Annotated in this window: 23 protein-coding genes; 12 read left to right on the forward strand and 11 right to left on the reverse strand. The window is 62.8% G+C overall.

Annotated elements, in window-relative coordinates; translation table 11 throughout:
- Positions 1-24 precede the first annotated feature (24 nt).
- Both KYT97_RS01545 and KYT97_RS01550 read left to right on the forward strand, forming a co-directional pair.
- Positions 25-792 (forward strand): DUF5642 family protein, encoded by a 768-nt coding sequence (locus KYT97_RS01545; protein WP_219112767.1) that lies wholly within the window; start codon positions 25-27, stop codon positions 790-792.
- 156 nt (positions 793-948) lie between these two features.
- Complete coding sequence (locus KYT97_RS01550) at positions 949-2,070, forward strand: DUF4192 domain-containing protein (RefSeq protein ID WP_219111619.1); 1,122 nt, start codon at positions 949-951, stop codon at positions 2,068-2,070.
- A 31-nt stretch (positions 2,071-2,101) separates the two neighbouring features.
- Here the strand turns inward: KYT97_RS01550 and galE are convergent, their stop codons facing one another.
- Complete coding sequence (gene galE / locus KYT97_RS01555) at positions 2,102-3,085, reverse strand: UDP-glucose 4-epimerase GalE (protein WP_045067413.1); 984 nt, start codon at positions 3,083-3,085, stop codon at positions 2,102-2,104.
- Positions 3,086-3,093: 8 nt separating this feature from the next.
- Positions 3,094-3,780, reverse strand: a complete 687-nt coding sequence (locus KYT97_RS01560) for an iron-dependent transcriptional repressor DtxR (RefSeq protein WP_033234793.1) — start codon at positions 3,778-3,780, stop codon at positions 3,094-3,096.
- 176 nt (positions 3,781-3,956) lie between these two features.
- On the opposite strand from KYT97_RS01560, the gene KYT97_RS01565 reads away from it, so the two are divergent.
- Positions 3,957-5,228, forward strand: coding sequence for an acetoin utilization protein AcuC (locus tag KYT97_RS01565; protein WP_219111620.1), 1,272 nt, complete (start codon positions 3,957-3,959; stop codon positions 5,226-5,228).
- Positions 5,221-7,941, forward strand: coding sequence for a bifunctional acetate--CoA ligase family protein/GNAT family N-acetyltransferase (locus KYT97_RS01570; protein WP_045067417.1), 2,721 nt, complete (start codon positions 5,221-5,223; stop codon positions 7,939-7,941). The genes KYT97_RS01565 and KYT97_RS01570 overlap by 8 nt, the downstream gene beginning before the upstream one ends.
- A gap of 102 nt (positions 7,942-8,043) precedes the next feature.
- Here KYT97_RS01570 and KYT97_RS01575 read toward each other — a convergent pair whose 3' ends face one another.
- From KYT97_RS01575 to KYT97_RS01585, 3 genes are all read right to left on the reverse strand, one after another.
- On the reverse strand, positions 8,044-9,015 hold the full coding sequence (locus tag KYT97_RS01575; RefSeq protein ID WP_033234790.1) for a sigma-70 family RNA polymerase sigma factor: 972 nt from the start codon (positions 9,013-9,015) through the stop codon (positions 8,044-8,046).
- Positions 9,016-9,178: 163 nt separating this feature from the next.
- The gene (locus KYT97_RS01580) at positions 9,179-10,663 is read right to left on the reverse strand and encodes a DUF7782 domain-containing protein (protein WP_116104005.1); all 1,485 of its coding nucleotides are present in this window, start codon (positions 10,661-10,663) and stop codon (positions 9,179-9,181) included.
- 42 nt (positions 10,664-10,705) lie between these two features.
- Positions 10,706-11,065, reverse strand: coding sequence for a DUF3099 domain-containing protein (locus tag KYT97_RS01585; RefSeq protein ID WP_045067419.1), 360 nt, complete (start codon positions 11,063-11,065; stop codon positions 10,706-10,708).
- An 85-nt stretch (positions 11,066-11,150) separates the two neighbouring features.
- On the opposite strand from KYT97_RS01585, the gene KYT97_RS01590 reads away from it, so the two are divergent.
- Positions 11,151-11,387, forward strand: a complete 237-nt coding sequence (locus KYT97_RS01590; protein WP_033234787.1) for a DUF3039 domain-containing protein — start codon at positions 11,151-11,153, stop codon at positions 11,385-11,387.
- On the opposite strand, the gene KYT97_RS01595 is transcribed toward KYT97_RS01590, so the two are convergent.
- Positions 11,360-12,643 carry a YihY/virulence factor BrkB family protein gene (locus KYT97_RS01595; RefSeq protein WP_219111621.1) on the reverse strand — a complete coding sequence of 428 codons (1,284 nt, stop codon included), beginning with the start codon at positions 12,641-12,643 and terminating at the stop codon, positions 11,360-11,362. The genes KYT97_RS01590 and KYT97_RS01595 overlap by 28 nt on opposite strands.
- A gap of 255 nt (positions 12,644-12,898) precedes the next feature.
- On the opposite strand from KYT97_RS01595, the gene KYT97_RS01600 reads away from it, so the two are divergent.
- Entirely contained in the window at positions 12,899-14,680 is a 1,782-nt protein-coding gene (locus KYT97_RS01600) for a DEAD/DEAH box helicase (protein ID WP_033234785.1), read from the forward strand.
- Positions 14,681-14,779: 99 nt separating this feature from the next.
- Here the strand turns inward: KYT97_RS01600 and KYT97_RS01605 are convergent, their stop codons facing one another.
- Positions 14,780-14,971: a DUF7455 domain-containing protein gene (locus tag KYT97_RS01605; RefSeq protein WP_033234784.1), complete on the reverse strand. Its 192-nt coding sequence runs from the start codon at positions 14,969-14,971 to the stop codon at positions 14,780-14,782.
- 234 nt (positions 14,972-15,205) lie between these two features.
- Between KYT97_RS01605 and KYT97_RS01610 the strand changes: the two genes are divergently transcribed.
- The 4 genes from KYT97_RS01610 (at position 15,206) to KYT97_RS01625 (ending at position 18,160) form a co-directional block, all read left to right on the forward strand.
- Positions 15,206-15,583 carry a DUF952 domain-containing protein gene (locus KYT97_RS01610; RefSeq protein ID WP_095886079.1) on the forward strand — a complete coding sequence of 126 codons (378 nt, stop codon included), beginning with the start codon at positions 15,206-15,208 and terminating at the stop codon, positions 15,581-15,583.
- 86 nt (positions 15,584-15,669) lie between these two features.
- Positions 15,670-16,152, forward strand: coding sequence for a cation:proton antiporter regulatory subunit (locus KYT97_RS01615; RefSeq protein WP_033234782.1), 483 nt, complete (start codon positions 15,670-15,672; stop codon positions 16,150-16,152).
- Positions 16,153-16,159: 7 nt separating this feature from the next.
- On the forward strand, positions 16,160-17,332 hold the full coding sequence (locus tag KYT97_RS01620; protein ID WP_033234781.1) for a cation:proton antiporter: 1,173 nt from the start codon (positions 16,160-16,162) through the stop codon (positions 17,330-17,332).
- A 21-nt stretch (positions 17,333-17,353) separates the two neighbouring features.
- A complete protein-coding gene (locus tag KYT97_RS01625; RefSeq protein WP_219111622.1) occupies positions 17,354-18,160 on the forward strand; it encodes a tyrosine-protein phosphatase in 807 nt (268 codons plus the stop codon).
- Between the two features lie 69 nt (positions 18,161-18,229).
- On the opposite strand, the gene KYT97_RS01630 is transcribed toward KYT97_RS01625, so the two are convergent.
- Both KYT97_RS01630 and ppgK read right to left on the reverse strand, forming a co-directional pair.
- A complete protein-coding gene (locus tag KYT97_RS01630; RefSeq protein ID WP_202025569.1) occupies positions 18,230-19,675 on the reverse strand; it encodes an RNA polymerase sigma factor in 1,446 nt (481 codons plus the stop codon).
- Between the two features lie 112 nt (positions 19,676-19,787).
- On the reverse strand, positions 19,788-20,531 hold the full coding sequence (gene ppgK, locus KYT97_RS01635; protein WP_116104010.1) for a polyphosphate--glucose phosphotransferase: 744 nt from the start codon (positions 20,529-20,531) through the stop codon (positions 19,788-19,790).
- A 95-nt stretch (positions 20,532-20,626) separates the two neighbouring features.
- Here ppgK and KYT97_RS01640 point away from each other — a divergent pair, with 95 nt between their 5' ends.
- Positions 20,627-21,556, forward strand: coding sequence for an inositol monophosphatase family protein (locus KYT97_RS01640; protein WP_045067426.1), 930 nt, complete (start codon positions 20,627-20,629; stop codon positions 21,554-21,556).
- Here the strand turns inward: KYT97_RS01640 and cei are convergent.
- Positions 21,546-22,226, reverse strand: a complete 681-nt coding sequence (gene cei / locus KYT97_RS01645) for an envelope integrity protein Cei (RefSeq protein WP_033234778.1) — start codon at positions 22,224-22,226, stop codon at positions 21,546-21,548. The genes KYT97_RS01640 and cei overlap by 11 nt on opposite strands.
- A 535-nt stretch (positions 22,227-22,761) precedes the next feature.
- Between cei and KYT97_RS01650 the strand changes: the two genes are divergently transcribed.
- Positions 22,762-23,064, forward strand: a complete 303-nt coding sequence (locus tag KYT97_RS01650) for a DUF4193 domain-containing protein (RefSeq protein WP_003942593.1) — start codon at positions 22,762-22,764, stop codon at positions 23,062-23,064.
- Positions 23,065-23,162: 98 nt separating this feature from the next.
- Here the strand turns inward: KYT97_RS01650 and KYT97_RS01655 are convergent, their stop codons facing one another.
- Positions 23,163-23,663, reverse strand: a complete 501-nt coding sequence (locus tag KYT97_RS01655) for a DUF3093 domain-containing protein (RefSeq protein ID WP_033234777.1) — start codon at positions 23,661-23,663, stop codon at positions 23,163-23,165.
- Positions 23,664-23,702 lie beyond the last annotated feature (39 nt).

Genomic DNA, 23,702 nt, shown 5'->3' on the forward strand with positions numbered 1-23,702 from the left:
TGCAGCCGAATGGAGGCACACGTGATGGTCGGTCGGGGATCGGGCAGGTCGAGGCTCGCAGGCGTCGTGGCTGTGGTTGCTGCGCTCGGATTGGTATCGGGGTGTTCCTCGTCGATTTCCGGGGAAGCTCAGCCTGATGCCGGCGGACAGACACCCGCCGTAGCGGGGTCGAGCGCTCCAAGCACGGCAGGGTCGACGCCACCGAGCACAACGGCTTCATCCAAGGCTGCGCCGCTAGCGGACTTGTTGCTGACTCCTGCAGAGTTTCCGCCGCCATTCGACGCGGTAGTACTTCCCGCGCAAGCTGTTCCGATGGCCGCGCCGGATCTGGTGGGTGTTCCGCGCGGAGCAACCGTCGACCCCGCAGACTGCGCCCCACCCGAACAGGACTACGGGCCGACGGGCACCGTCATGGCCGTGGGCACCGACAATGCGAGTAGGTCGACAATCTCGGTGGAGCTCACTCGGAGTGACACCAGCCTGACGTCGTTGGAAGCGCAGACCGAAGACTGCACCTCGATGAAGGTGACCGCAAACGGAGTGACGTCGACGGTCACGACGGTCATTTTGCCGCCTTCGCCGATCAATGCCGATCAGACGTTGTCCTTGCGGCGGACGGTATCCACACCATCCTCGGCTACCGGGGACCAGACGATGTTGACGCTGATGGCCCAGGTCGGTGACGTGCGCATTGCTGTCACGCTGATGACATTCGGTGCAACCGAGCCGTCCACCGCGCCGCTGGACGAGGCTTTCACCGCCGCTGTTCAGAAGGTTCGCGCGGGCAGCTGACGATCATGCACGACGCACCGACACTCATCGCGTGGTCGGTGCCTGTGTTCGTGATTCATCCACAACAAAATTGGTTCTGCACAGCTGAGCTTCATGAGCTTCGTTTTGCCAGGTCGAGCGCCGCAGGTCGGTGGCGGCTCTTGACATGGTCTACCCATGACAACATCACCGTTTTCCCGGGAATTCGAATCCTCCGACGACCAGGCGCAGAGTTGGGCGTCGCGTGAGTCCGAACACCTTTCGGAACCAGGCGAGCTGATCGCTGCGATCCCAGCGTTGATGGGGTTCAGCCCCGAAGACTCCGTCGTCGCGTTGTGCCTGATGGACACCACACCAAAAACACTCGGACCGATCATGAGGCACGACTACTTTCCGAACATCGGCTCCGAGTTGGCTCCGGCGATGCACTCGGCCCTCGAGCAATTTGTTCGAGTCTGTGCGACAGAAGGAACAGTCGCGGTGATCCTGGTAATGATCGGAGACCATCCGTTGGGGGAATTATTCGACATCGCAGCGGAATTCAACGACATGCTTACCGGCAACGGCGTCGAACTCGTCGATGTGTTCGCAGTACCGGTGATCGCGAGGGGTCGCGACTGGATGAGCATCCTCGCGCCGGATCGGTATGGGCGCCTGCCCGATCCCGGTTCGTCCTCTGTCGCGGCCGCCCAGGTCCTCGGCGGCCGTGTCATCCGAGCGTCGCGGAGCGAGTTGGTGCGCTCGGTTCGTGGGCAATCGAGTAACCACGCGACGATCGGGTCGTTGATAGACCGGGGGCGCGCGCAGATCGCGTCGGCGCGGTGCGAGGCACACTGCTCGAACGATCCCTTCGCTCAGGTGCGCCGGGAGGTCGAGGAAGTTCTGGCGTTTGTCGAGCGGATGCGGCGCGGAGTATTTCCCGACCCCAGTGAATGTGCGCACCTGGCACTGGTGTTGTCGGACGTGCGCGTCCGGGACACTGTCATGGGTCTAGCGGCAACGGAGTACGCAGATTCCGCGGAAGCGTTGTGGATGATCTTGACGCACGAACTTCCGGTTCCCGAATGTTCTTATCCCGCTACACTTCTGGGATTCTTTGCCTATGCCCGCGGTGATGGCCCACTCGCCGGTATCGCGCTCGCATATGCACTGGAAGCGGACCCTGAATACAGTCTGGCCGGCTTGCTCGACAACTCGCTGCAGGCCGGCATGCGACCGGACGGAATTCGCAGGCTGGCGGAAGTCGGACTCGACCTCGCCCGGGACTTCGACGTGAGTGCGATGCCCGAGGCGAGGTGAGTTGGACCTGGAGGACTTAAGCGTCGCAGATCTACCGAGCGGAGTGCGATGCAGAACCGAGGTCTTGCAGGAACTGCCAGGCATCCGCGACGATCACGTCGAGATCGGTGCGCGTCGGGGTCCACCCGAGTTCGGCAATTGCCTTGTCGCTGGACGCGATCAAGACGGCCGGGTCGCCGAGACGGCGTGGAGCGTCCTCGACATTGATCGGAAGTCCGGTCACCCGAGCACACGAAGCAATGACCTCGCGGACGCTGAATCCGGCACCGCTACCGAGGTTGTAGATGCGATGCTCGGACGGCGTGGACTTCTCCAAGGCGAGGAGATGAGCCTCGGCGAGATCGAGCACGTGGATGTAGTCCCGCACGGCAGTTCCGTCGGGCGTGGGCCAATCGGTGCCGAAGACCGAGATCTTGTCCCGCTGCCCGAGTGCAACCTGCAGCACCAACGGGATCAAATGTGTTTCGACAACCCGGTTTTCACCGGCAGACTTGTACGCACCGGCGACATTGAAGTAGCGCAAGCTGGTGGCGGCAAGACCGTGTGCGACGGAGTACGACGTGATCGCGTGGTCGATGGCGAGCTTCGACGCTCCGTACGGATTGGTAGGCCGAGTCGGAGCAGTCTCCATGATCGGAGTCTGCTCCGGCTCGCCATACGTCGCCGCAGTCGACGAGAACACCAACCTCGGAGTCCGAGAGTCGCGGATGGCCTCGAGGAGCGCGAGGGTTGTTACTACATTGCCCTGCCAGTACTTTTCGGGATGCAACACCGATTCGCCGACGAGTGACTGCGCGGCAAAATGCAGAACACCGTCGAAAATCGGGGAGTTGCCGAGGACCTTCGCCGCCGTCTTGGCTACATCACCTTCGATGAAGTCGGCGCCGGCTGGGACGGCGTCGGCATTTCCGGTGGATAGGTCGTCGATCACAACGACCTCGTGTCCGCGTTCGAGTAGTACTGTGCTGCAGACACTGCCGACGTAGCCGGCACCGCCGGTAACCAAAAGTTTCATGAAATTCCTCAGACCAGCTTTACCTGTACGGCGTGCGCCATTTCTTCTGCCAACTCCACACCGTCGTGGCCGGGCACGATGATCGTCACTGAACCCGGGCGGGTCTCGACGGTCACCCTGGCGTCCGGAACGACGCCGGCGTCACGCAGTTGGGCGATCACATCGGGATCGGACTGCACGTGCTCGGCGAGCCTGCGCACAACTACAGCCGTCGGCTTGCCCGCCGGAACATCGGTGAGGCGCATCAAGGTTTCGGCTGGATTGCTCGGCCCGTCCAGACCCAGCTGATCCAGCCCGGGAATCGGATTACCGTACGGCGACGTGGTCGGGTTGTTCAGAACGACGACGAGTCGGCGCTCGACGTCCTCGCTCATCACATGCTCCCAGCGGCACGCCTCTGCATGCACGTCTTCCCACTTCAAGCCGATGATGTCCACCAACAGGCGTTCTGCCAAGCGGTGCTTGCGCATGACCGAAACGGCCAAGTCGCGGCCCTTGTCGGTGAGCTCCAGGTGTCGATCGCCGGCAACCATCAGCAATCCGTCGCGCTCCATGCGCGCAACGGTCTGGCTCACTGTGGGTCCGCTCTGCTCGAGCCGTTCGGCGATCCGCGCCCGGAGTGGGACGACGCCCTCTTCTTCCAAGTCGTAGATCGTCCGGAGATACATCTCCGTGGTGTCGACTAGATCCTTCACACTCAACCCCTTCGTCAACGGCCATTCTACCGTTCGGTTCCGGAAACTTGTGCCGCTCCATCAGCGGCGAGTCCGGCTGTTCGGCCGGTGGCGACATCCCTGGTGTGACGGCCTGGACACACTTTCGAGAACAGTGTGGTGCACGGCACCAGTCGAACACGAAGTAGCGTGTTCCCATGACCGCCTCGATCAGATCTGACGAGGACCCCACGATGCCTCGAGCGAATCGAGTTGTGGTGTGGAGTCCGGAGTACCTGAGTTATCGGTGGAGTAACGATCACCCGATGAATCCGACCCGCCTCGACCTGACGATGGAACTCTCTCGTGGCCTCGGACTGCTCGAGGGAATCGAGTTCCTCGAGCCGGCACCTGCCAGTGACGTCGACCTCCTCCGCATACACACGCCCGCCTACCTCGCCGCCGTCAAATCAGCGGGCCACTCAGCATCCAACGGTGTTACCGGTGCGGATGTTCCCCACGGTCTCGGGACCGAGGACAACCCGGTCTTTCCGCAGATGCACGAGGCGAGCGCAATTCTTGCCGGTGGTTCCCTGGCCGCTGCCAAGGAAATCGCGTCGGGCCGCACCCGTCGGGCGGTCAGTATCGGCGGCGGAATGCACCACGCGATGGCGGACTGGGCCTCGGGATTCTGTGTCTACAACGACGCGGCTGTCGCAATCTCCTGGCTGCTCGACAACGGGTACGACCGCATCGCGTACATCGACGTCGACGCACATCACGGTGACGGCGTGCAGCACGCTTTTCTCGGCGACCCACGAGTATTGACGGTGTCTCTGCATCAGCATCCGGCAACGCTGTGGCCCAATACCGGTTGGTCCAGCGAAGTCGGGGACGGCGCGGCGGAGGGTACGGCTGTCAACATCCCGGTGTTGCCGGGAACCGTAGACGCATTGTGGCTGCGGGCATTTCACGCGGTGGTGCCCGGTGCGATCGCCGCGTTCCGGCCCCAGATCATCATCAGCCAGTGTGGGGTCGACTCGCATCGGGAAGACCCGCTCGCTGATCTGGCGTTGACCGTCGACGGTCAACGAGCAGCGTTCATCGCGATGCGTGATCTTGCCGACCGCTACTCCGAAGGACGATGGCTGGCGGTCGGTGGTGGTGGTTACGGGCTGGTGCGAATCGTTCCGCGGGCGTGGACGCATCTCATCGCGGCAGCGCTTGATCGTGACATCGATGTGAACACGCCACTTCCGGACGGTTGGAAGGAAAAGACCGGGGCGATGGCACCGGGCGTCGAACTTCCCGAGGTCATGGGGGACGGCGGCGACATCAACTTCTCGAAGTGGGACGGGCCGGGCGGTACGCCCGAAACCGGAGTGGCGTCGGTAGACAGAGCGCTCACCCGCATCGATTCCGCCATCATCGCGACGCGCCGCGCTGCGTTTCCCCTTCTCGGACTCGACCCGGAGGATCCCCGTGACTGAACAGTCCGACCCCAAGTCCGACTCTAAAGAATCCGACACCGAAGCCAAGACAGACGCTGCGGTGGATGCGGCGCACAACTATCCGCACGAGTGGGTTGTCGACGTGCTCGCCTCGGACGGCGGCGCGGTTGCCCTGCGGCCGATCGTCCCCGAGGACGCGGACAAGCTTGTCGAATTCCACGGCAAGCTCTCCGAGCGCACGCGGTATCTGCGGTACTTCGGCCCTTACCCCACGATGTCAAAGCGCGACGTCACGAACTTCACGACGGTCGATCACCACAATCGGGTCGCGTTTGTCATGATGCTGGGCGACGAGATCATCGCCGTCGGCCGGTACGAGCGTCTACTCGACGTCGGTGACGGCAAGTCGGCGGAGGTGGCATTTGTTGTCGCCGACGCCCATCAGGGTCGCGGCCTTGGCCCCATCCTGCTCGAGTACCTGGCAGCGGCAGCCGCGGAAAACGGGCTGACGATGTTCGTGGCGGAGGTCCTGTCCGAGAACCGCAACATGGTCACCGTCTTCCGCGAGGCCGGATATCAGGTCAGCCGAACGTTCGACGGGGGAGTGCTGCGCCTGGAGTTCGCGATCGACCCCACAGAAGCCCTTGTCTCCGTGCGTAATTCCCGTGAGCGGGCGGCTGAGGCCAGGAGTATGGGCAACGTGCTCAGTCCGCGGTCCGTTGCCGTGATCGGAGCGTCGGCCGACCCGGCGAAGGTCGGCAACGCCGTACTGACCAACCTTCTGCGTGGCGGGTTCACAGGCCCTGTCTATCCGGTCAATGCCGAACATCGTTCCGTACACGGAGTTCGGGCATACAAGACTGTTCGCGAGATTCCCGACGACGTCGATCTTGCGGTGGTTGCCGTCCCCGCCGAATCCATCAGTTCGGTTCTCGACGACTGCCTCGACAAGGGTGTCAAGGCGCTGGTTGTCGTGTCGTCGGGTTTCAGTGACAGCGGCCCGGACGGTCGCGCATCTGAGCGGAAACTTGTCCATGCGGCCCGCGCGCACGGGATGCGTCTCATCGGACCCAATGCGCTGGGGGTGGCAAACAACGATCCAGCGATTTCCCTGAACGCGACGCTGGCGCCGGTTCTTCCGGCGGCAGGCAACGTCGGGTTCTTCTGCCAGTCTGGTGCTTTGGGAATCGCGATCCTCGACGAGGCCGCGCGCAGTCGAATCGGGTTGTCGGCCTTCGTCTCTGCCGGAAACCGTGCCGATGTGTCCGGCAACGACCTTCTGCAGTACTGGGATTCGGATCAGTCCACCGAAGTGGTTCTCCTGTACTTGGAGAGCTTCGGTAACCCGCGAAAGTTCTCCCGGATCGCAAGGCGCGTGGCGCGTAAGAAGCCGATCGTGGCAGTCAAGAGCGGACGCCACGCAGTGCCACCCGTGCTGGCGGCCACCGGAGTCGAGATCGACGATTCCATTGTCCGCGCGCTGTTCGAGCAGGCCGGTGTCATCCAGGTCGGGTCGATCTCCCAATTGTTCGACTGCGCACTGCTGTTCGGTTATCAACCGTTGCCGGCCGGCCCGCGTCTTGCAGTCATCGGCAACTCCACTGCTCTTGGTGTACTGGCCGCAGACGCAGCCCGTAGCGAAGGGCTCCAAGTCAGCGATCCGATCGACTTGGGTGCCCAGGCCAGTCCCGAGTTGTTTGCGTCAGCGGTGCGTGATGCCTTGGCGTCCTTCGACGTCGACGCCGTCATCGCGGTCTTCGTTCCACCGGTCGCCATCCCGGTCGAACCCTTCGCGAAAGCGCTCAAGGATGCGGTAGCGGGATCGGACAAGCCCATTCTCACGACGTTCCTGGCCGCGGAGGGAGTGCCGGAGGTGCTGACTGTCCGCGATGACGCCGGCAATCCGACTCGGGGATCGGTGCCGTCGTATCCGGGACCGGAGCGTGCGGCACTGGCGTTGGCGCGGGCCTGGCGATATGCCGAATGGCGAAGCAAGCCCGCGTCCAAGGTGGTGCGGCCAGCCGGCATCGACTCCGAGCGGGCTCGCCAGATGGTTGCCGCCTGGCTCGAAAACTCCCCCGGTCGTTGGCTTTCCGACTTCGAGGCATCGGAACTTCTGGCGTGCTACGGCGTCGACGTCGTCGAATTCCGCTCGGTCCTGAGCGAAGACGAAGCCGTAGAGGCAGCCGACGCACTCGGGTACCCCGTGGTGGTGAAGGCAACCGGCGAACTATGGCGCCATCGCCCGGATCTTGGTGGTGTGCGCCTCGACCTTGTCGGGCCGGATTCGGTTCGACTCGCGTACAGCGACCTTGCTGCCGCGTCGGGGGAGCCGCTCCTGCACGTGCAGAAAATGGCGCCAAAGGGTATCGGGTGTGTTGTGGCCGTGCAGGACGACCCGTCGTTCGGTTCACTGATCTCGTTCGGCCTGGCCGGCGTGATCTCGGATCTCCTCGGTGACCGGGCTTACCGAGTCCTGCCGCTGACCGAGGACGCCGCCACCGAATTGATCGACGCTCCCAAAGCTGCGCCGCTGCTCTCCGGATACCGCAACGCCGTCCCCGTCAACAAGGGTGCGCTGGTGGATCTGGTGCAGCGGATCTCGACGTTGGCCGACGATATCCCCGAAGTTCGGGAGCTTGCCTGCGAGCCGGTACTGGCGTCCGCTGTCGGCGCCGAGATCACGGACGCCCGGGTGCGCATCGGACCGGAACCGAGCGCCGTGGATCTGGGGCCCCGCCGACTGCGCTGAGCCTCGCGTTCGACACCCAGCGTTCAATACGAAAAAGCCGGCCACCGTACGTTCCCGATGGGAGAACATACGGTGGCCGGTGAGTGTCACACGGCGCCGCGATCAGCTGGCGTAGGAGCGCAACTTCTCGGCACGATCGCCGACACGGAGCTTGCCCATAACCTCGCGCTCGATCTGGCGCACCCGCTCGCGGGAGAGGCCGAAGAGCTTGCCGATCTGGTCGAGGGTGCGCGGCTGGCCGTCGTCGAGGCCGTAGCGCAGGCGGATGACCTGCTGCTCACGCTCGTCGAGGGTGCCGAGCACGCTGCGGACGTCGCTGTGCAGCAAACCGGCGATGACGGCGTTCTCGGCCGATGTTGCCTCGGCATCTTCGATGAAGTCACCCAAAGGTGCTTCTTCGTCGCTGCCGACGGGCATGTCCAGGCTTACCGGGTCGCGGCTGTGGTCGAGAAGATCGGCGATCTTGTGTGCCGGGATTCCCGACTCTTCCGCCAATTCGTCGTCGGTCGCTTCGCGTCCGAGCTGCTGATGGAGTTCGCGTTTGATGCGTGCCAGCTTGTTGACCTGCTCGACGAGGTGGACTGGCAGGCGGATGGTGCGGCTCTGATCAGCCATTCCGCGGGTGATGGCCTGGCGAATCCACCAGGTGGCGTACGTCGAGAACTTGAAGCCCTTTGCGTAGTCGAACTTCTCCATCGCGCGGATCAAGCCGAGGTTTCCCTCCTGAATCAGATCCAAGAGGGGCATGCCGCGTCCGGTGTACCGCTTGGCCAGCGATACGACGAGTCGCAGGTTCGCTTCCAGGAGGTGGCTGCGTGCCGACTCTCCCTCACGAACGATTGTTGCGAGATCCCTCTTCTTGGCAGCTGTCAGGCGCTTTCCCGTAGCCAGAACGTGGCTGGCGTACAGCCCCGCTTCGATTCGCTTCGCCAGTTCGACTTCGTCTGCTGCTGTCAGCAGTGCGGTGCGACCGATTCCGTTCAGATAGACACGGACCAGGTCTGCTGACGGGCTCTGGGCGTCCAGATCCGCAGCGCTCGGACGAATGCGAGTAGTGGTGCTGGGGCTTGTCATGACTTGCCTCCCTATCGGCGGTCTCTCACAAGGTTCAACGCGTGAGAGTTCCGAGATAGTTCCCGCAGCGATTTCGTCGAAATTGCTCTGACCTGCTGTGTTCCCCGGGCCGTCCTGAGAAGTTGCTGAGAACCCGAAAATCTGCAACCCAATCGGAACTCGACTACGTGACCGGCAACACCAATCCGTGACGTACGAGTGACACGAGCAGAGTGACGACGCCGGCACTGAGAACTTCGGGGTCTTCACCGTTTGCGGCGGCAAGAAGCTCGACCAATTCCTCGACCACAAGTCCGTCGGCCCGCAGGCCCGCCAGTAGTGCGGCACCGAGGTCGTCGATCTCATGCTGCCAGTGTGGTCCGTTGCCACGGTGAATCCGAGTGACAACCTGCTGCCACCCTTCTTCGCCGGGAAGATAGACGCGTTCGAGGGCGGTGTTCGGATCGACGACAAACCGCTCCTGCAGCACGTCGTGTTCACGCAGCCAGGCAACCCGGTCGAAGTACGCCAGCGCCTCGGGCCCGAGCGGGTCGGAGAAACCGTGCAGGAGATCTTCGGCCATCAAGTCCGTCGGCGAGTCCGTTCGGCGCAAGAAGACGAAACCGAATCCCACACCTTCCACGTGCGATTCCTCGAGATGATCGAGCCACGCATTGGCGCGTTCCTCGGTGGCGGGGTCCCGCGGGTCCTGGCCGCCGTCCTTGAGCCACGTCCCGACGTACAGCGCGGGATCCGCGACGTCACGCTGCACCACCCAGGCGTCGACACCGTGTGCCGGCAGCCACGACGCGATCCGCGATCGCCAGTCTTCGCCCTCGACATGGACCCACGACGCCAGCAGCGCTGCGGTGCCACCGGGATTCAGATAGTCGACGGACCGCGAGATCATCAGCTCGCTGGCCCCGTCGAGATCGAGACCGGAATCCCGATAGGTGTGGTGAACGCGGGCCTCGCCGACGACAAAGGGGGGATTGGCGACAACCTGGTCGAAGGTTCGTCCCTCGATCGGTTCGAACCACGAACCCTGATGCAATTCGACGTCGAGGCCGTTGAGCGCCATAGTTGCTGCGGTGAGATCGATCGCGCGCTGATTGATGTCCGTCGCGGTGACGGAATCAGCGTAGGTCTTGGCGTGCAGGGCTTGGATTCCGCAGCCGGTGCCCACATCGAGAACTGTTCCGACGCGAGACGTCGGCGTTGCCTGCAGTAATGACAGTGAGGCGTGTCCAACACCGAGGACATGGTCGGCGGTCGTGGACTGCTTCGGCCGAATTCCACCGTCCAGGTCCGAAATCACCCAATGATCACCGGCTCCGACGTCGATGGGCCGCAGATCCACGGCGGCACGCACAGCGGAGCCGGCTGAATTTTCGAGCAGACCGGCTTCGATCGCATCGTCGACGGTCAGCGGTGCCAACGCGGCGGCGACGTCCTCGCGAGCACAGTCGTCGGCGAGAAGGAACAACCGGATGAGAACACCGATTTCTCCGTGCTCACGGCTCGCGCGTCGCACCGGAACCGGTTCACTGCGACCGAGCGCTGCGTGAACTTCCGGACCGAGCAGCTCGAGCAGGGTGTCGGTGTCGAACCGATTGCGCAGCAGAGCCGTGCGCAGCGCAGGGGTGATGGACAGGAGAGTTGTGCTCACCCGGACATTCTCGCAGGCGACGAATTTCTACCAGGTGATGCGTCAGCTCTCGATGATGTGATGCGGACTCGACTCGATCTCGCCGGCGTTGCGGCGTCGGCCGTCGTAGCGACTCGGCTCGTCCTTCGTGCGCGGTGGTCGATCATTTGCGATGAGGACCGCGATCCACGGAAGTGGGATGGACGCACCGATAATCAGCATCGAGACCCAGCCGTTCTCCCAAATGCCATACGCGATGGCAGCCAGAATCAACGCGGGGAAACGGAAAGCCATGATCGTCATGTACTTCCGCACGCGCGCTTTGTGCTGCTCGTCGATGGACAGCTGTGCTTCGGTGATCAATACGGGATTGTCGGGTGTTCCGGCTTCGTCGGGGTGACCGAACGCGCCATTTCTTGCCATAGCTCCACTGTTCCACTCTCGGCCGACAATTGCACACGCGGCCCGACGCTCGCACCGCTGCCGCGTAGACGGCATTATTGGAGGTATGAGCACCCAAACCAAGGAACGTCCCGACGTCTCGACCGACGAAACGACCGATGACGACACCCCGAAGGTCTTTCACTACGTCAAGAAGAACAAGATCGCCGAAAGCGCCGTGATGGGCACCCATGTGGTTGCACTGTGCGGCGAGGTCTTTCCGGTCACCAAGTCTGCGAAGCCGGGATCGCCCGTGTGTCCCGACTGCAAGAAGATCTACGAAGGACTTCGCAAAGGCGAATGACCGGGCAATCGGGAACGGCGTCGTTGCGCCGGATCCGATCCGCAGTCCGAACTCGGCGACTCGACAGTGTCAGTGCAGTCGGTCGCCGGGTTCGTTTCTGCTCCGATGCCGTCGCAATCCTTGACGTCTGAGTTGGCACGGCCGTCCGAGCTGGCACAGCCGTCCGAGTTGGCGCGCCGACTTCGCGGCCGACCGTAGGTCGGCACTGCCGCCGGATCGGACTTGTCACCGGACACCCGAATCGGACTTGTTGCCAGGTGCCACGTCAGAGTGGTCACCGGCCCGGCGCTGTTGTCGTCGTCCTGCTGTGCGGCCAGCCACTCGCGGACCTGTTCCAGGCGCGTCGCTCGCGCCGGCCAGAATTCTTGCACCGTCGCGTTGAACTCGGCGCCGAGCACCACTGCAAAGCCGAGGAAGAATGTGAACAGCAGGAAGGCGATCGGCGTCGCCAAGGCTCCGTAGGTGTAGCCGGTGCCCGTGACAAATCCCAGGTACCAGCGCAATCCGGTGCTCGCGGCCATGAAGAACACACCGGCCACCAGTGCGCCCGCAAGAAGTCGATGCCACGGCAGGGACTTCGGTAGCGCGACTTTGTACAGCGTTGTCAGGCCGATGATGACCAGCAGGCCTACGGCCGGGTAGTAGAAGGTGTCGACCAGGTTGGAGCCCACGTCGTACCACGACGGCGGCAACACACGTCCGATCATGGTCGGGCCGAGCGCGACCATCGGCAGGATGAACACGGCCATCCCGAGGAACATCACGTAGAGCAGTAGCGCAAAAATTCGCTGCCAGATCGCGTTACGGGCATCCTTCTGCCCGTGCGCTTCGACAATCGAATCCACGAACGTCGAGATCGCCGACGAACCGGCCCACAGCGACAGCAGGAAGCCGACCGAGATGATTTCCGGCCGGCCGCGCTGGAGAACGTCGGTGACCGTCGGCCTGATGATCTGATCGACGACGTTTTCGCTGAAGATCGTCCCGCTGAACGTGACGATCTTCGACTCGATGATCTCGACCGTGTTCGGTCCGAACCAGCCGCCGATGTAACCGATCATGCCGAGCAATCCCAGCAGTAGCGGCGCCAGTGAGAGCGTCTGCCAGAACGCAGCCGTTGCGGCTTTGCCGAAGATCGAGTCGTCCCAAGCCTTGCTCAGAGTGCGGCCGATCAGCTGGCCCGTGCGGCGCAGCGGATGCCATCTGCGGTGATGCAGATCACTTCCGTGCGTTTTCGGGCACGCCTTTTCACTCATAATCACTCCAGCATTCCTGATGACACACCTCGTTGCCCAACCGTGGCGTCGCCGTGTCGCATATTTTTCCGCGGTGAGGTTGTGTCTCCGATCTCGCGAAACCTCGCCGCGGGGAGGGGATCGACAGTGAATCCGGCCATGCCCGGGCGCTTCGGGTGCGGCTTTCGTCGGTAGCGACAGTTAGGCTCGTCGCCGGACATTCATGAAAAATCTAGGAGCGCGAGGCAACAGTGCGATTCCAGCGGAGGCGCGCTTATGACGTCTGAGACAACGACGACAGAAGTGACAGGGGCAGCCGAAGTGAACAACTCGACCGAGAGTGCCGGAGCGCAACCGACGGCCTCGACAGGGTCGCTTCGCGCGTGGCAGCGGCGGGCACTCACCAAGTACTTGGCGAGCAGTCCTCGGGACTTTCTCGCGGTGGCAACACCGGGTGCAGGTAAGACGACATTTGCTCTGCGAGTGGCGTCGGAACTGCTTCGCGACCGGACTGTCGACCAGATCACCGTCGTTGCGCCCACCGAGCATCTGAAGCATCAGTGGGCGGAGTCGGCGCAACGTTCGGGCTTGTCGTTGGACTCGCGGTTCTCCAACTCCACCGGCCAGACGTCCAGCGACTATCACGGCGTCGTTCTGACGTATGCCCAGGTGGCGGCGCATCCTACTAAGCACCGAGTCCGGACCGAAGGTCGCAAGACCCTCGTGATTCTCGACGAGATCCACCACGGCGGTGACGCAAAAAGTTGGGGTGAGGCAATTCAGGAGGCGTTCGGCGACGCCACCCGGCGCTTGGCACTGACCGGAACTCCGTTCCGAAGTGACGACAGCGCAATACCTTTCATTCAGTACGAGCCCGACAAAGAGGGATTGCTCCGATCCAAAGCCGATCATTCCTACGGCTACTCCGACGCGCTCAAGGACGGCGTTGTCCGTCCGGTTGTCTTTCTCGCGTATTCCGGTGAGGCCCGCTGGCGCAACAATGCCGGCGAAGAGTTCACCGCCCGACTGGGTGAGCCGCTCAGTGCCGAGCAGACCGCCCGAGCCTGGCGCACCGCACTCGACCCTGCCGGCGATTGGATTCCCGCCGTCCTGCAAGCAGCAGACACCCGTTTGGGGCAGCTGCGTTCCACCGGTATGCCCGACGCCGGTGGGCTGGTCATCGCCACAGACCAGACTGTTGCTCGCGAATACGCCAAGGCGTTGACCGCGATCACGGGGGAGGAGCCCACCGTGGTCCTCTCCGACGATCCCACCGCGTCCAAGCGCATTGCGGAATTCGGTGCGAGCGACCAGAAATGGATGGTCGCCGTGCGCATGGTGTCGGAGGGCGTCGACGTTCCGCGTCTGGCCGTCGGTGTGTATGCGACCAGTGCATCGACACCGCTGTACTTCGCGCAGGCCATCGGCCGATTCGTGCGTTCACGGCGTAAAGGCGAGACCGCAAGCGTCTTCCTTCCGTCGGTACCGGTCCTGTTGGACCTCGCCGCTCAGTTGGAGGCCCAGCGCGATCACGTCCTTGGCAAGCCGCACCGCGAAAAGGACGGCCTCGACGACGATCTTCTCGCCGACGCCAACAAGCAGAAGGACGAACTCGGCGAGGAAGAGAAGGCGTTCACGTCCCTCGGTGCCGACGCCGAGCTCGACCAGGTGATCTACGACGGTGCCTCGTTCGGAACGGCAACGTTCTCCGGCAGCGACGAGGAAGCCGATTATCTCGGTCTGCCCGGTCTGCTCGACCCCGATCAGATGCGTGCACTCCTACGGCAACGCCAGGCAGAACAGGTGAACAACAACTCCGCCAAAGCGTCGGCTCCGGCGCCGACTGCCGCAGTGGTCGCCGAGCGCGCTGCTACCGCCGATCAACTGGGTGCCTTGCGACGCGAGCTCAATGGTCTGGTCGCGATGAATGTGCACCGCACCGGACGGCCTCACGGAATCATTCACGCCGAACTGCGTCGCGTGTGCGGTGGCCCGCCGACGGCAATCGCGACGGTCGATCAGCTCACCGAGCGCATTGCGATTCTGCGTAGCTGGTAGAAATCCTGAAGACGGCAAAACGGGCGATCACAGTGATTGTGATCGCCCGTTTCGGCGTTCATGGTGCGCCTCGCGAAGAGGCCACCCCCGGCTGACAGGTTAGTTTGCGGGTTCACTCTCGGAGACGACGGCATTCATCTCGCGAAGTCGATCCGCGTGTTCGGTTGCGTGGTGTCCGCAGAAGAGAAGCTCGCCGCCGGTGGGAAGCACGGCGCGTACGCGTGCTCCGGCACCGCACCGGTCGCACCGGTCGGCAGCGGTCAACTGTGGGCTGGTCAGTGTTCCGGGCATGACTCCTCCGTACTGGCTTGACGGCTTTCGTGCCGCGTGCCTGGGGCCTGGTCCGCCGCGTCGGAATGGCGCGGTAGATCCACTCTTACAGACGTTTGGCGTTCATGGGTTGTTCCCAGAAGAGTTTCTTAGTGTTGTGTCTCACTGGAAATGCGCTGGGCAGGCATTCTGTGTGCAGAATTGTTCGCTGAGAGCTGATTCAAATCCGCGTGTACAGAGCGATATTCTGGGGCGATGAACCAGGAAACCGGAACGGGCGCCGACGCATCGGCCGAGTTGCTCCATATGTGCACACGCGTCGAATGGGAGCGTGCGCAAGAGGTCGGGCAGCGCGTTCCCGACGGATTTGCCGCCGAGGGTTTTGTGCACATGTCGACGCCCACCCAGGTTCATCTACCGGCGAACCGGATCTTCGCGGGCCGAGACGACATAGTGTTGCTCTCCCTGGATCCGGCTCTGCTGGGAGCTGAAGTCAAGTGGGAACCGGGGGTGCCGTCGGATCCTGATTCGATGCGCTTTCCTCATCTGTTCGGGCCGATTCCCGTCGCGGCTGTCACTGCCGTTACTGCGTACATTCGCGACGAGAACGGTGCATTTCCGTCCCTGCGGTGACGCGATGGAATACGCAGCGCAGCACCGGTCGACGATAATTTCGCCCTCCTGCGAAACTTGTCACAGATCGGCGCTACCGTTGATATATGAATGTAGAAGTCACCCCTCTGCCGGGCATCGGGACTCGTAAGGATTTTGTCCTGGCCTCCGGTCGCCGCGTGGGTGTCGTCACTCATCGTGACGGACATACGGACCTCATCGTGTCCAAGGAAAACGATCCTGATGCGTGCGCCGCGTCGTTGCCGCTCACCACGGAAGAGGCCGCTGCACTGAGCAACCTGCTTGGTGCGCCGCAACTCGTGGCCCAGCTCGAAGACGAACACAGTGACATACCCGGGATCAGAACCAAACAGCTGTACATCAAGGACGGTTCCCGCTACGACGGACAGACACTCGGCGACACCGGGATGCGGACACGCACCGGCGTCTCGATCGTCGCCGTGATGCGCGCCGGGCAGGTGAATCCGTCGCCGAACCCCGACTACACGTTCACCGGAGGTGATCTGCTGGTGGCAGTCGGTACACCCGACGGCTTGGCTGCCGCTGCAAAAATCCTGACCAACGGCTGACTGGCAGGTGGATACAACCACACTTGCACTCATCGAACTGGGCGCGGTCTTCTTCGCGCTCGGTCTTCTGGGAAGGCTCGCAGCACGATTCGGCATGTCGCCGATCCCGTTCTACCTGATCGGTGGCCTGTGCTTCGGTCAGGGTGGATTCATCCAACTCGGCGATATCGGCGAATTTGCGCACCTCGCAAGCGAAATCGGTATCGTTCTCCTCCTGCTCCTGCTGGGACTCGAGTACACCGCAGCCGAATTGATGACCGGGCTCAAACGGTCGAGGGTTGCCGGCATCGTCGACATCGTTCTCAACGCCACACCGGGCGCGGTAGTCGGTCTGATGCTCGGGTGGGGTGTTGTCGGCGCGACGGTCATGGCCGGTGTCACCTACATCTCGTCGTCGGGAATCATCGCGAAAGTTCTCAGCGACCTCGGACGTCTGGGCAACCGCGAAACACCCGTCGTTCTCTCGATCCTCGTGTTCGAGGATCTTGCGATGGCGGTGTACCTGCCGATTCTGACGGCAATGCTTGCGGGTGTCAGCTTCATGGGTGGACTCGAAGCGGTGGGAATTTCGCTGCTGGTCATCACCGTCGTGTTGGTGGTGGCCTTGCGATACGGACGGTATGTCTCGGCTCTGCTGGACAGTCCCGACAGTGAGACATTGCTCCTGAAGTTGCTTGGTGCTGCACTGCTGGTGGCCGGCGTCAGTTCCGCGATGCAGGTCTCCGCGGCGGTGGGGGCCTTCCTGCTCGGCATCGCGATTTCGGGTTCGACGGCACACAACGCCAGTCGGGTGCTCGAGCCCCTTCGTGATCTTTTTGCGGCGATGTTCTTCGTGGTGTTCGGACTCAGCACCGATCCAAGCACCATTCCGCCCGTGCTCGGGTGGGCTGCGATCTTGGCAGTCGTCACCGCGATCACCAAACTGATCACCGGGGCCTGGGCGGCAAAACGTCAGGGTGTGGCCCGCATGGGCCAGGCCAGGGCGGGCGCGGCACTGATTGCTCGCGGCGAGTTCTCGATCATCATCGCCGGTCTGGCAGTGTCCGCGGGTGCCGTGGAACCGGAACTCGCAGCGCTCGCAACGGCGTACGTGCTTCTGATGGCCGTGATCGGTCCCGTTGCGGCGCGAGTTGTCGAACCGGTCACCTCGTTGTACATCAGAGTTCGCACAAAGTCCTGATTGCGACAATATTCTGGTTGGATGCCCAACGGATTCGCTCGTCCCGCCGCGACAGTGGCGTGTGCCTTCCTGATCGCGTGTGCTCCGGTTCCCGCGTTTGCGGGCGGGATTCCCACCACAGACCAAGGCGTGGCGGCAGCGCAGGTTGTGGTCGATCGATCGCTGCACCTCGAGGGTGCGTCGAATGCGAGGGATGTCGGCGGCTATCGAACGTCGGATGGACGTACGGTTCGGATGGGACAGGTCTTCCGGACCAATGCACTCGACAAACTGACGCCCTCGGATCTTGCGGTGCTGCACCAGCGCGGCGTGGCGTCGGTCGACGACTTCCGGACGGTCGTCGAACGCGCCATGTCCCCGGACCGCATCCCGGAGGGTGCCCGGAGCAATTGGTTCGACGTGATCGGGACCAACCCGGTGAACTTCCCGGCTCTGGCGGATATGCAGTCGATGTACACGGTCATGGTGAGTGATCCCGGAGCGAGCCGAGCATTCCACGACGCACTGGCGAATATCGCTGACACGGACGGCGCTGTCCTGTACCACTGTTCGGCAGGCAAGGACCGAACCGGCTGGATGACCGCCGTTCTGCTGACACTGCTCGGTGTGTCCCGCGAAGACGTGAACGCCGACTACATGCTGAGCAACCAGTACCTGACCGGTCCCCGCACCGGCATAGCCTTCGTGGACGGTGTCGAGCAGTCGTGGCTGGATACGTCGTTCGCGACAGTCGAGCGCATCTACGGCAGTTTCGACAACTACGTCCGGGACGGCCTTCAGTTGAGCCAGGACGATATCGCACGGCTCGAGGACAAACTCTTGGCCTGAGGCTGTACGAAAGAAAAGAGCCGCTCCCCGAGGAACAGGGGAGCGGCTCTTTTTGTGGAGCTGGTGTGACTAGTCGAGGTAGTCGCGCAGTACCTGCGAACGCGACGGGTGGCGCAGCTTCGACATCGTCTTCGATTCGATCTGGCGAATACGCTCACGCGTGACGCCGTAGACCTGTCCGATTTCGTCTAAAGTCCTCGGCTGGCCGTCGGTGAGGCCGAAGCGCAGGCGAACCACTCCGGCTTCGCGCTCGGACAGCGTCTCGAGGACCGACTGCAGCTGATCCTGCAGCAAGGTGAACGAGACGGCGTCAACTGCGACAACAGCTTCGGAGTCTTCGATGAAGTCACCGAGCTGGCTGTCGCCCTCGTCGCCGATGGTCTGGTCGAGAGAGATGGGCTCACGCGCGTACTGCTGGATTTCCAGCACCTTCTCCGGCGTGATGTCCATTTCCTTGGCGAGCTCTTCCGGCGTGGGCTCACGGCCCAGGTCCTGGAGCAGCTCTCGCTGGATACGGCCGAGCTTGTTGATGACCTCCACCATGTGCACCGGGATACGGATGGTGCGTGCCTGGTCGGCCATTGCGCGGGTGATGGCCTGACGGATCCACCACGTTGCGTAGGTCGAGAACTTGTAGCCCTTGGTGTAGTCGAACTTCTCGACTGCACGGATCAGGCCCAGGTTGCCTTCCTGGATGAGGTCCAGGAACGCCATGCCGCGGCCCGTGTATCGCTTCGCGAGCGAGACGACGAGTCGGAGGTTGGCTTCGAGGAGGTGGTTCTTGGCGCGATTGCCGTCGCGGCAGATCCAGCTCATGTCGCGGCGCTGAGCTGCAGGCAGCTTTTCGCCCTTGTCAGCAAGATCCTGCATGATCTGCACGGCGTACAGACCGGCTTCGATGCGCTTGGCGAGTTCGACTTCCTCTTCGGCGTTGAGGAGTGCGACCTTGCCGATCTGCTTGAGGTAGGCGCGAACGGAGTCGGCGGACGCCGTGAGTTCGGCATCCTTACGAGCCTGACGAAGTGCCTCGGACTCTTCCTCGTCCCAGACGAAGTCGCCGGACGCTTTGTCCTTGTCGGTCGGTTCCTCGGTGGCGGGCTCTTCGTCCTCGCCGACTGCGACGACCTCGACCTCTTCGAGGTCTCCGTCCGTGATGTCGATGTCTTCCAACTCGACGTCGCCGTCTTCTACATCAGGATCCCCGGCCTTCTTGGGGCCTGCCTTCTTTGCTGCGGCCTTCTTCGCCGGAGCTTTCTTGGCGGGGGCCTTCTTAGCTGCTGCCTTCTTGGCGGGGGCCTTCTTCGCCGGTGCCTTCTTGGCGGCCGGAGCTGTGACGGTGGCCGCCTCCACGGCTGAAGATTGTGGCTCTGACTCTGATGGAGAATCAGCAGTCTGACGTGTATCGGTGGCTGCCACGTACGCCCTTTCGTGACGGTGTCGTGCGGCGTCACGCCAGAGTGGTGATCCGGCGGAGAGGTCAATGGTTGTGGCCGGCGCGCAGCCGGACTCCACCATTGTAACGACTCTCAGGAAACTCTTACGTCACGACGGGCGTTAACGGCTTTTTTCGGACCGGATTAACCCCTTGTTTCACCTTTTCGCTCGGCCCATCGCCAGCGGAATCACCCTAAATTTTTGATGCGGCGAGGGCGGCGCCTGCGATTCCGGCGGTGTTCAGGAGTGCGGCCGGAACGACTGGCGTGCGGTTGGTCAGCAGTGGAATCCACTTCTCGTGTTTGCGACTGATCCCGCCGCCGGCGATGAACAAATCAGGCCACGTCAGATCCTCGATCGTGGTGAGCACCTTCGAGACCTCGACGGCCCAGTGCTTGTAGCTCAGATCTTTTTTCTCCTTCACCGACGACGCAGCTCGATGTTCGGCTTCCTTGCCGTCGACTTGGAGGTGGCCGAACTCGGTGTTGGGCAACAGAACTCCGTTGTGCAGAATCGCCGACCCGATGCCGGTTCCGAAGGTCAGCAAGATGACAACCCCGGACGCGTCCTTGCCGGCGCCGTAGGTGTCTTCGGCGATACCTGCGGCATCGGCGTCGTTCAGAACGGTGACGGCCCGGCCGCCGAGAGCCTTTCCGAACAGTGCAACAGCGTCGGTTCCGATCCAGGACTTGTCGATGTTGGCGGCGCTGCGAGCGACGCCACCGGTGACGACCGACGGCAGGGTGATGCCGACCGGTCCGGCCCAGCCGGCTTGCTCGACGATCTGCGTCACAGTCGTGGCGATTGCCTCGGGAGTCGAGGGTTGCGGGGTCAGGATCTTGATGCGCTCACCGATCATCTCGCCGGTGCTCAGATCGATGAGAGCGCCCTTGACTCCACTGCCGCCTACATCGATTCCGAAACCTGTCGTTGTCATCGTCCTGCGCTCCTGAGGGCTCGAATTCGAATGTCGCGATCTGACCGAATCAAACACTAACCCGATTGGGTACGCGTGGTGCGGCGCAACGAGGGATGTGTTGCGATGGTGGTGTGCGCCCACAAGAGATTTCCCTGTCCGAGTTGTCCACGGATTCGCTCGATCCTGCCGAACTGAGAGTGGTGGCGGTGGCCGTCGCGGAACGCGCTGCTGCGCACGTTCGCGCCCGTCGTCCGGAAGTGTTCGGCGTCGTCGGTTCGGGTGAGAGCGAGAACGGTTCCGACGCCGGAACCGTTGCGGCCAAGAGCACACCGACCGACCCGGTGACGATCGTCGACACCGAGACGGAACAGGTGATCCGGGATCTGCTTGCGACGCTGCGGCCGCACGATTCGATTCTCGGTGAGGAAGGTGGCGGAGACGCAGGCGACGTCGTAGGGGTCCGCTGGGTTGTCGATCCCATCGACGGAACTGTGAACTTCCTCTACGGAGTTCCGGCGTTCGCGGTGTCGGTAGCGGTGCAGATCGACGGAGTTTCCGTGGCCGGCGCGGTAGTCGATGTGTCTGCAGGGGCGACGTATTCGGCGCACCGCGGTGGCGGCGCCACGATGACCACCGAGGACGGTGCGGTCAGTGAGCTCGCCGCCAACCCGGTGACCGAGCTGTCAATGGCTTTGGTGGCTACAGGTTTCGGATACGGCGCTCAGCGACGCAAGGCACAAGGGCGGTTCATCGCGGAGATTTTGCCCCAGGTGCGCGACATCAGGCGGATCGGTTCTGCGGCGCTGGATTTGTGCATGGTGGCGACCGGTCGCGTCGATACCCATTTCGAGCACGGACTGAGCCCATGGGATTGGGCTGCCGGTTCGTTGATCGCCGAGGAAGCCGGTGCCGTGATCTGCATTCCGGGCCCGAATTCGACGTCTGCGGCGGGCGACATCGTCTACGCGTGCGCCCCGGGGATCGCCGACGAGTTCGCGGCGATGCTCACCGCATGCGGTGCGGACCGCCCGATCAGCACCTAGCGGTTCGCGCCGCCTTCAGGAGATCGATGTCCATTGCCGCGGCTTCGGCATTCGCGGGTTGCTCGGCGAGGGCGCGGAGCACCTCGCCGGCATCGGTGTTGGGGGAGACCTTGCTGAAGTACGTGCCCAGCGCAAAATCGACCGTGTCGTCGGTCCGGCCGTCCCTGATCAGTTCTGCACACGGAGCGACCAGCCACACGGCACTGGCCGCAGCGATTCCGTTCTCCCCGAAGCGGATCTGGCCCTGGCATTGCATGTTCTGATCAACGTAGACCGGGTCGTTGCCCACTTGTACGTCTGGAGCGCTGGCAAAGCCGTAGTCCTTCAGCTGGGCGGCTACCTGCGAGGCCTGACCGCTTTCACCGTTGGCGTTGAAGACTCGAACCTTGGTCGCAGCCAGCGGCGCCGGTTCCACGTCGAGCAGCGTGGTTCGGTCCACAACCGAACCGAGGGGCATCGGTTGTGGGGCGGCCGGATCGGACGATGCCTGCGGGCGATTGCAGGCGACCGTATCGCTGATTTTTGCGTCAGCCGTGAGGATCTTGATCCACAGCGCGCTGCCGAGGACGGCGAGTACCGCGAACACCGCGACGACCGGCCACACGCGTCGGCGCCGGAACGGACGACCTCGGTCGTCGGTCGCGCTGCCTTCGGTGATCAGAGAAACCACGGTATCCCTCGACTTTCTGGACGAGTTGGAGCTTCGTCGTCAGGCCGAGCAGAGCGGGCGTGACGTTCGGTGCCTACCTTAGAGGGCGCGCGGTTCAATCCCGTTCAGGTGTGTGGTGACTGGCCGTCAACCGAATTTCGCCGAGTTGATACGTCGGTGCTGCTGCGGTGATACCGCGGTGATTTCAGGGGAGTTTTCGGGGTCGAAGATCACAAAATGCTGTGTAGTTGGTGACGATTCGCAGACTTTTTTCGGAAATGACCGAATGGGTTACTACTTTCGTGCTGACTTCGGCTACTGTCTGGCGGCCCAGGTCGTTCGACTGGGCGTCGGCTCCATGCCGTAATGACAACCAAATGAGGCACAGATCACGTTCTCGGGAGAAGTTTCCGGGCACTTTTCCACCCGCTGCCACGTTGTGCAGCGACAGGGAATGATCTCCATGCCACGGCGGTTTCCATGCGCATGACGGGATCTACCGGATTCCAGGCGTTCATGGGACCGGGATACACGAGAAGGATGAGGGGTAAGCGACATGGCAACTGACTACGACGCACCGAGGCGTACAGAGTCCGACGAGGTTTCGGAGGATTCGCTCGAAGAGCTGAAGGCGCGGCGCAACGAGGCGCAGTCGGCTGTCGTCGATATCGACGAGACCGACACTGCAGAATCCTTCGAGCTGCCCGGTGCAGACCTTTCCGGCGAAGAGCTGTCGGTTCGGGTCGTTCCGAAGCAGGCCGACGAGTTCACGTGTTCGAGTTGCTTCCTGGTGCATCACCGCAGCCGTCTGGCGAGCGATGCAAACGGACAGCTCGTGTGCATGGACTGCGCAGCCTGATAGTTCTTCGCAGCTTTACATTGCGTCCCGACGGTCGACCCGATGTCTTCGGGTCGACCGAGGGATCAAGGCGGTCGTGAGACCGCCTACTACTTTGCTCAGTCTTCGCTGAGAGCTTTGACCAGTGCTTCGGGTCGACGTGAGCTCACGAGCCAGTACGGCGTCGGATCTTCCGGATCATCGAGGACGATCAAGACCATGGTCTTGACCCACGGTCGGTGCTGGACAAAAGCAGACGGGTCGAGCTGGCGACCCATCGCGGCACTCTTGGCCGAAGCAGGTACCGCAGCGGCGCGTGAGATCAGATTCACTGGAATGTGCGCTCGGCCAACATGCAATTCCTTGACCCCGCCGGTTTCGACAACCTCGACGCGGGTGCGGCTGAGCCAGAACGACAGCCAGATCGGGATGGGTAGCAGCACCACGTACGCGAGCAGCGACACCAGGCCCGGGCGCCCCATGTGGACTTCCGCTGCCAGGAGCGCGGCCACGGCGATTCCGGCGATCCACCACCCGATGGGCAGCCAGAGGCGCTCGGAATAGAGCGTCGTGGACGCAGGGGCTGTGGTAGCGACGTCAGGTCGAGATGTTTCGGGCACGAGTCAAGGATAGTCCGTCTCGCGCAGTGGTCCTCTAGG

This window comes from Rhodococcus globerulus (assembly GCF_019334125.1).
In the GTDB taxonomy this organism is placed as follows: domain Bacteria; phylum Actinomycetota; class Actinomycetes; order Mycobacteriales; family Mycobacteriaceae; genus Rhodococcus_F; species Rhodococcus_F globerula.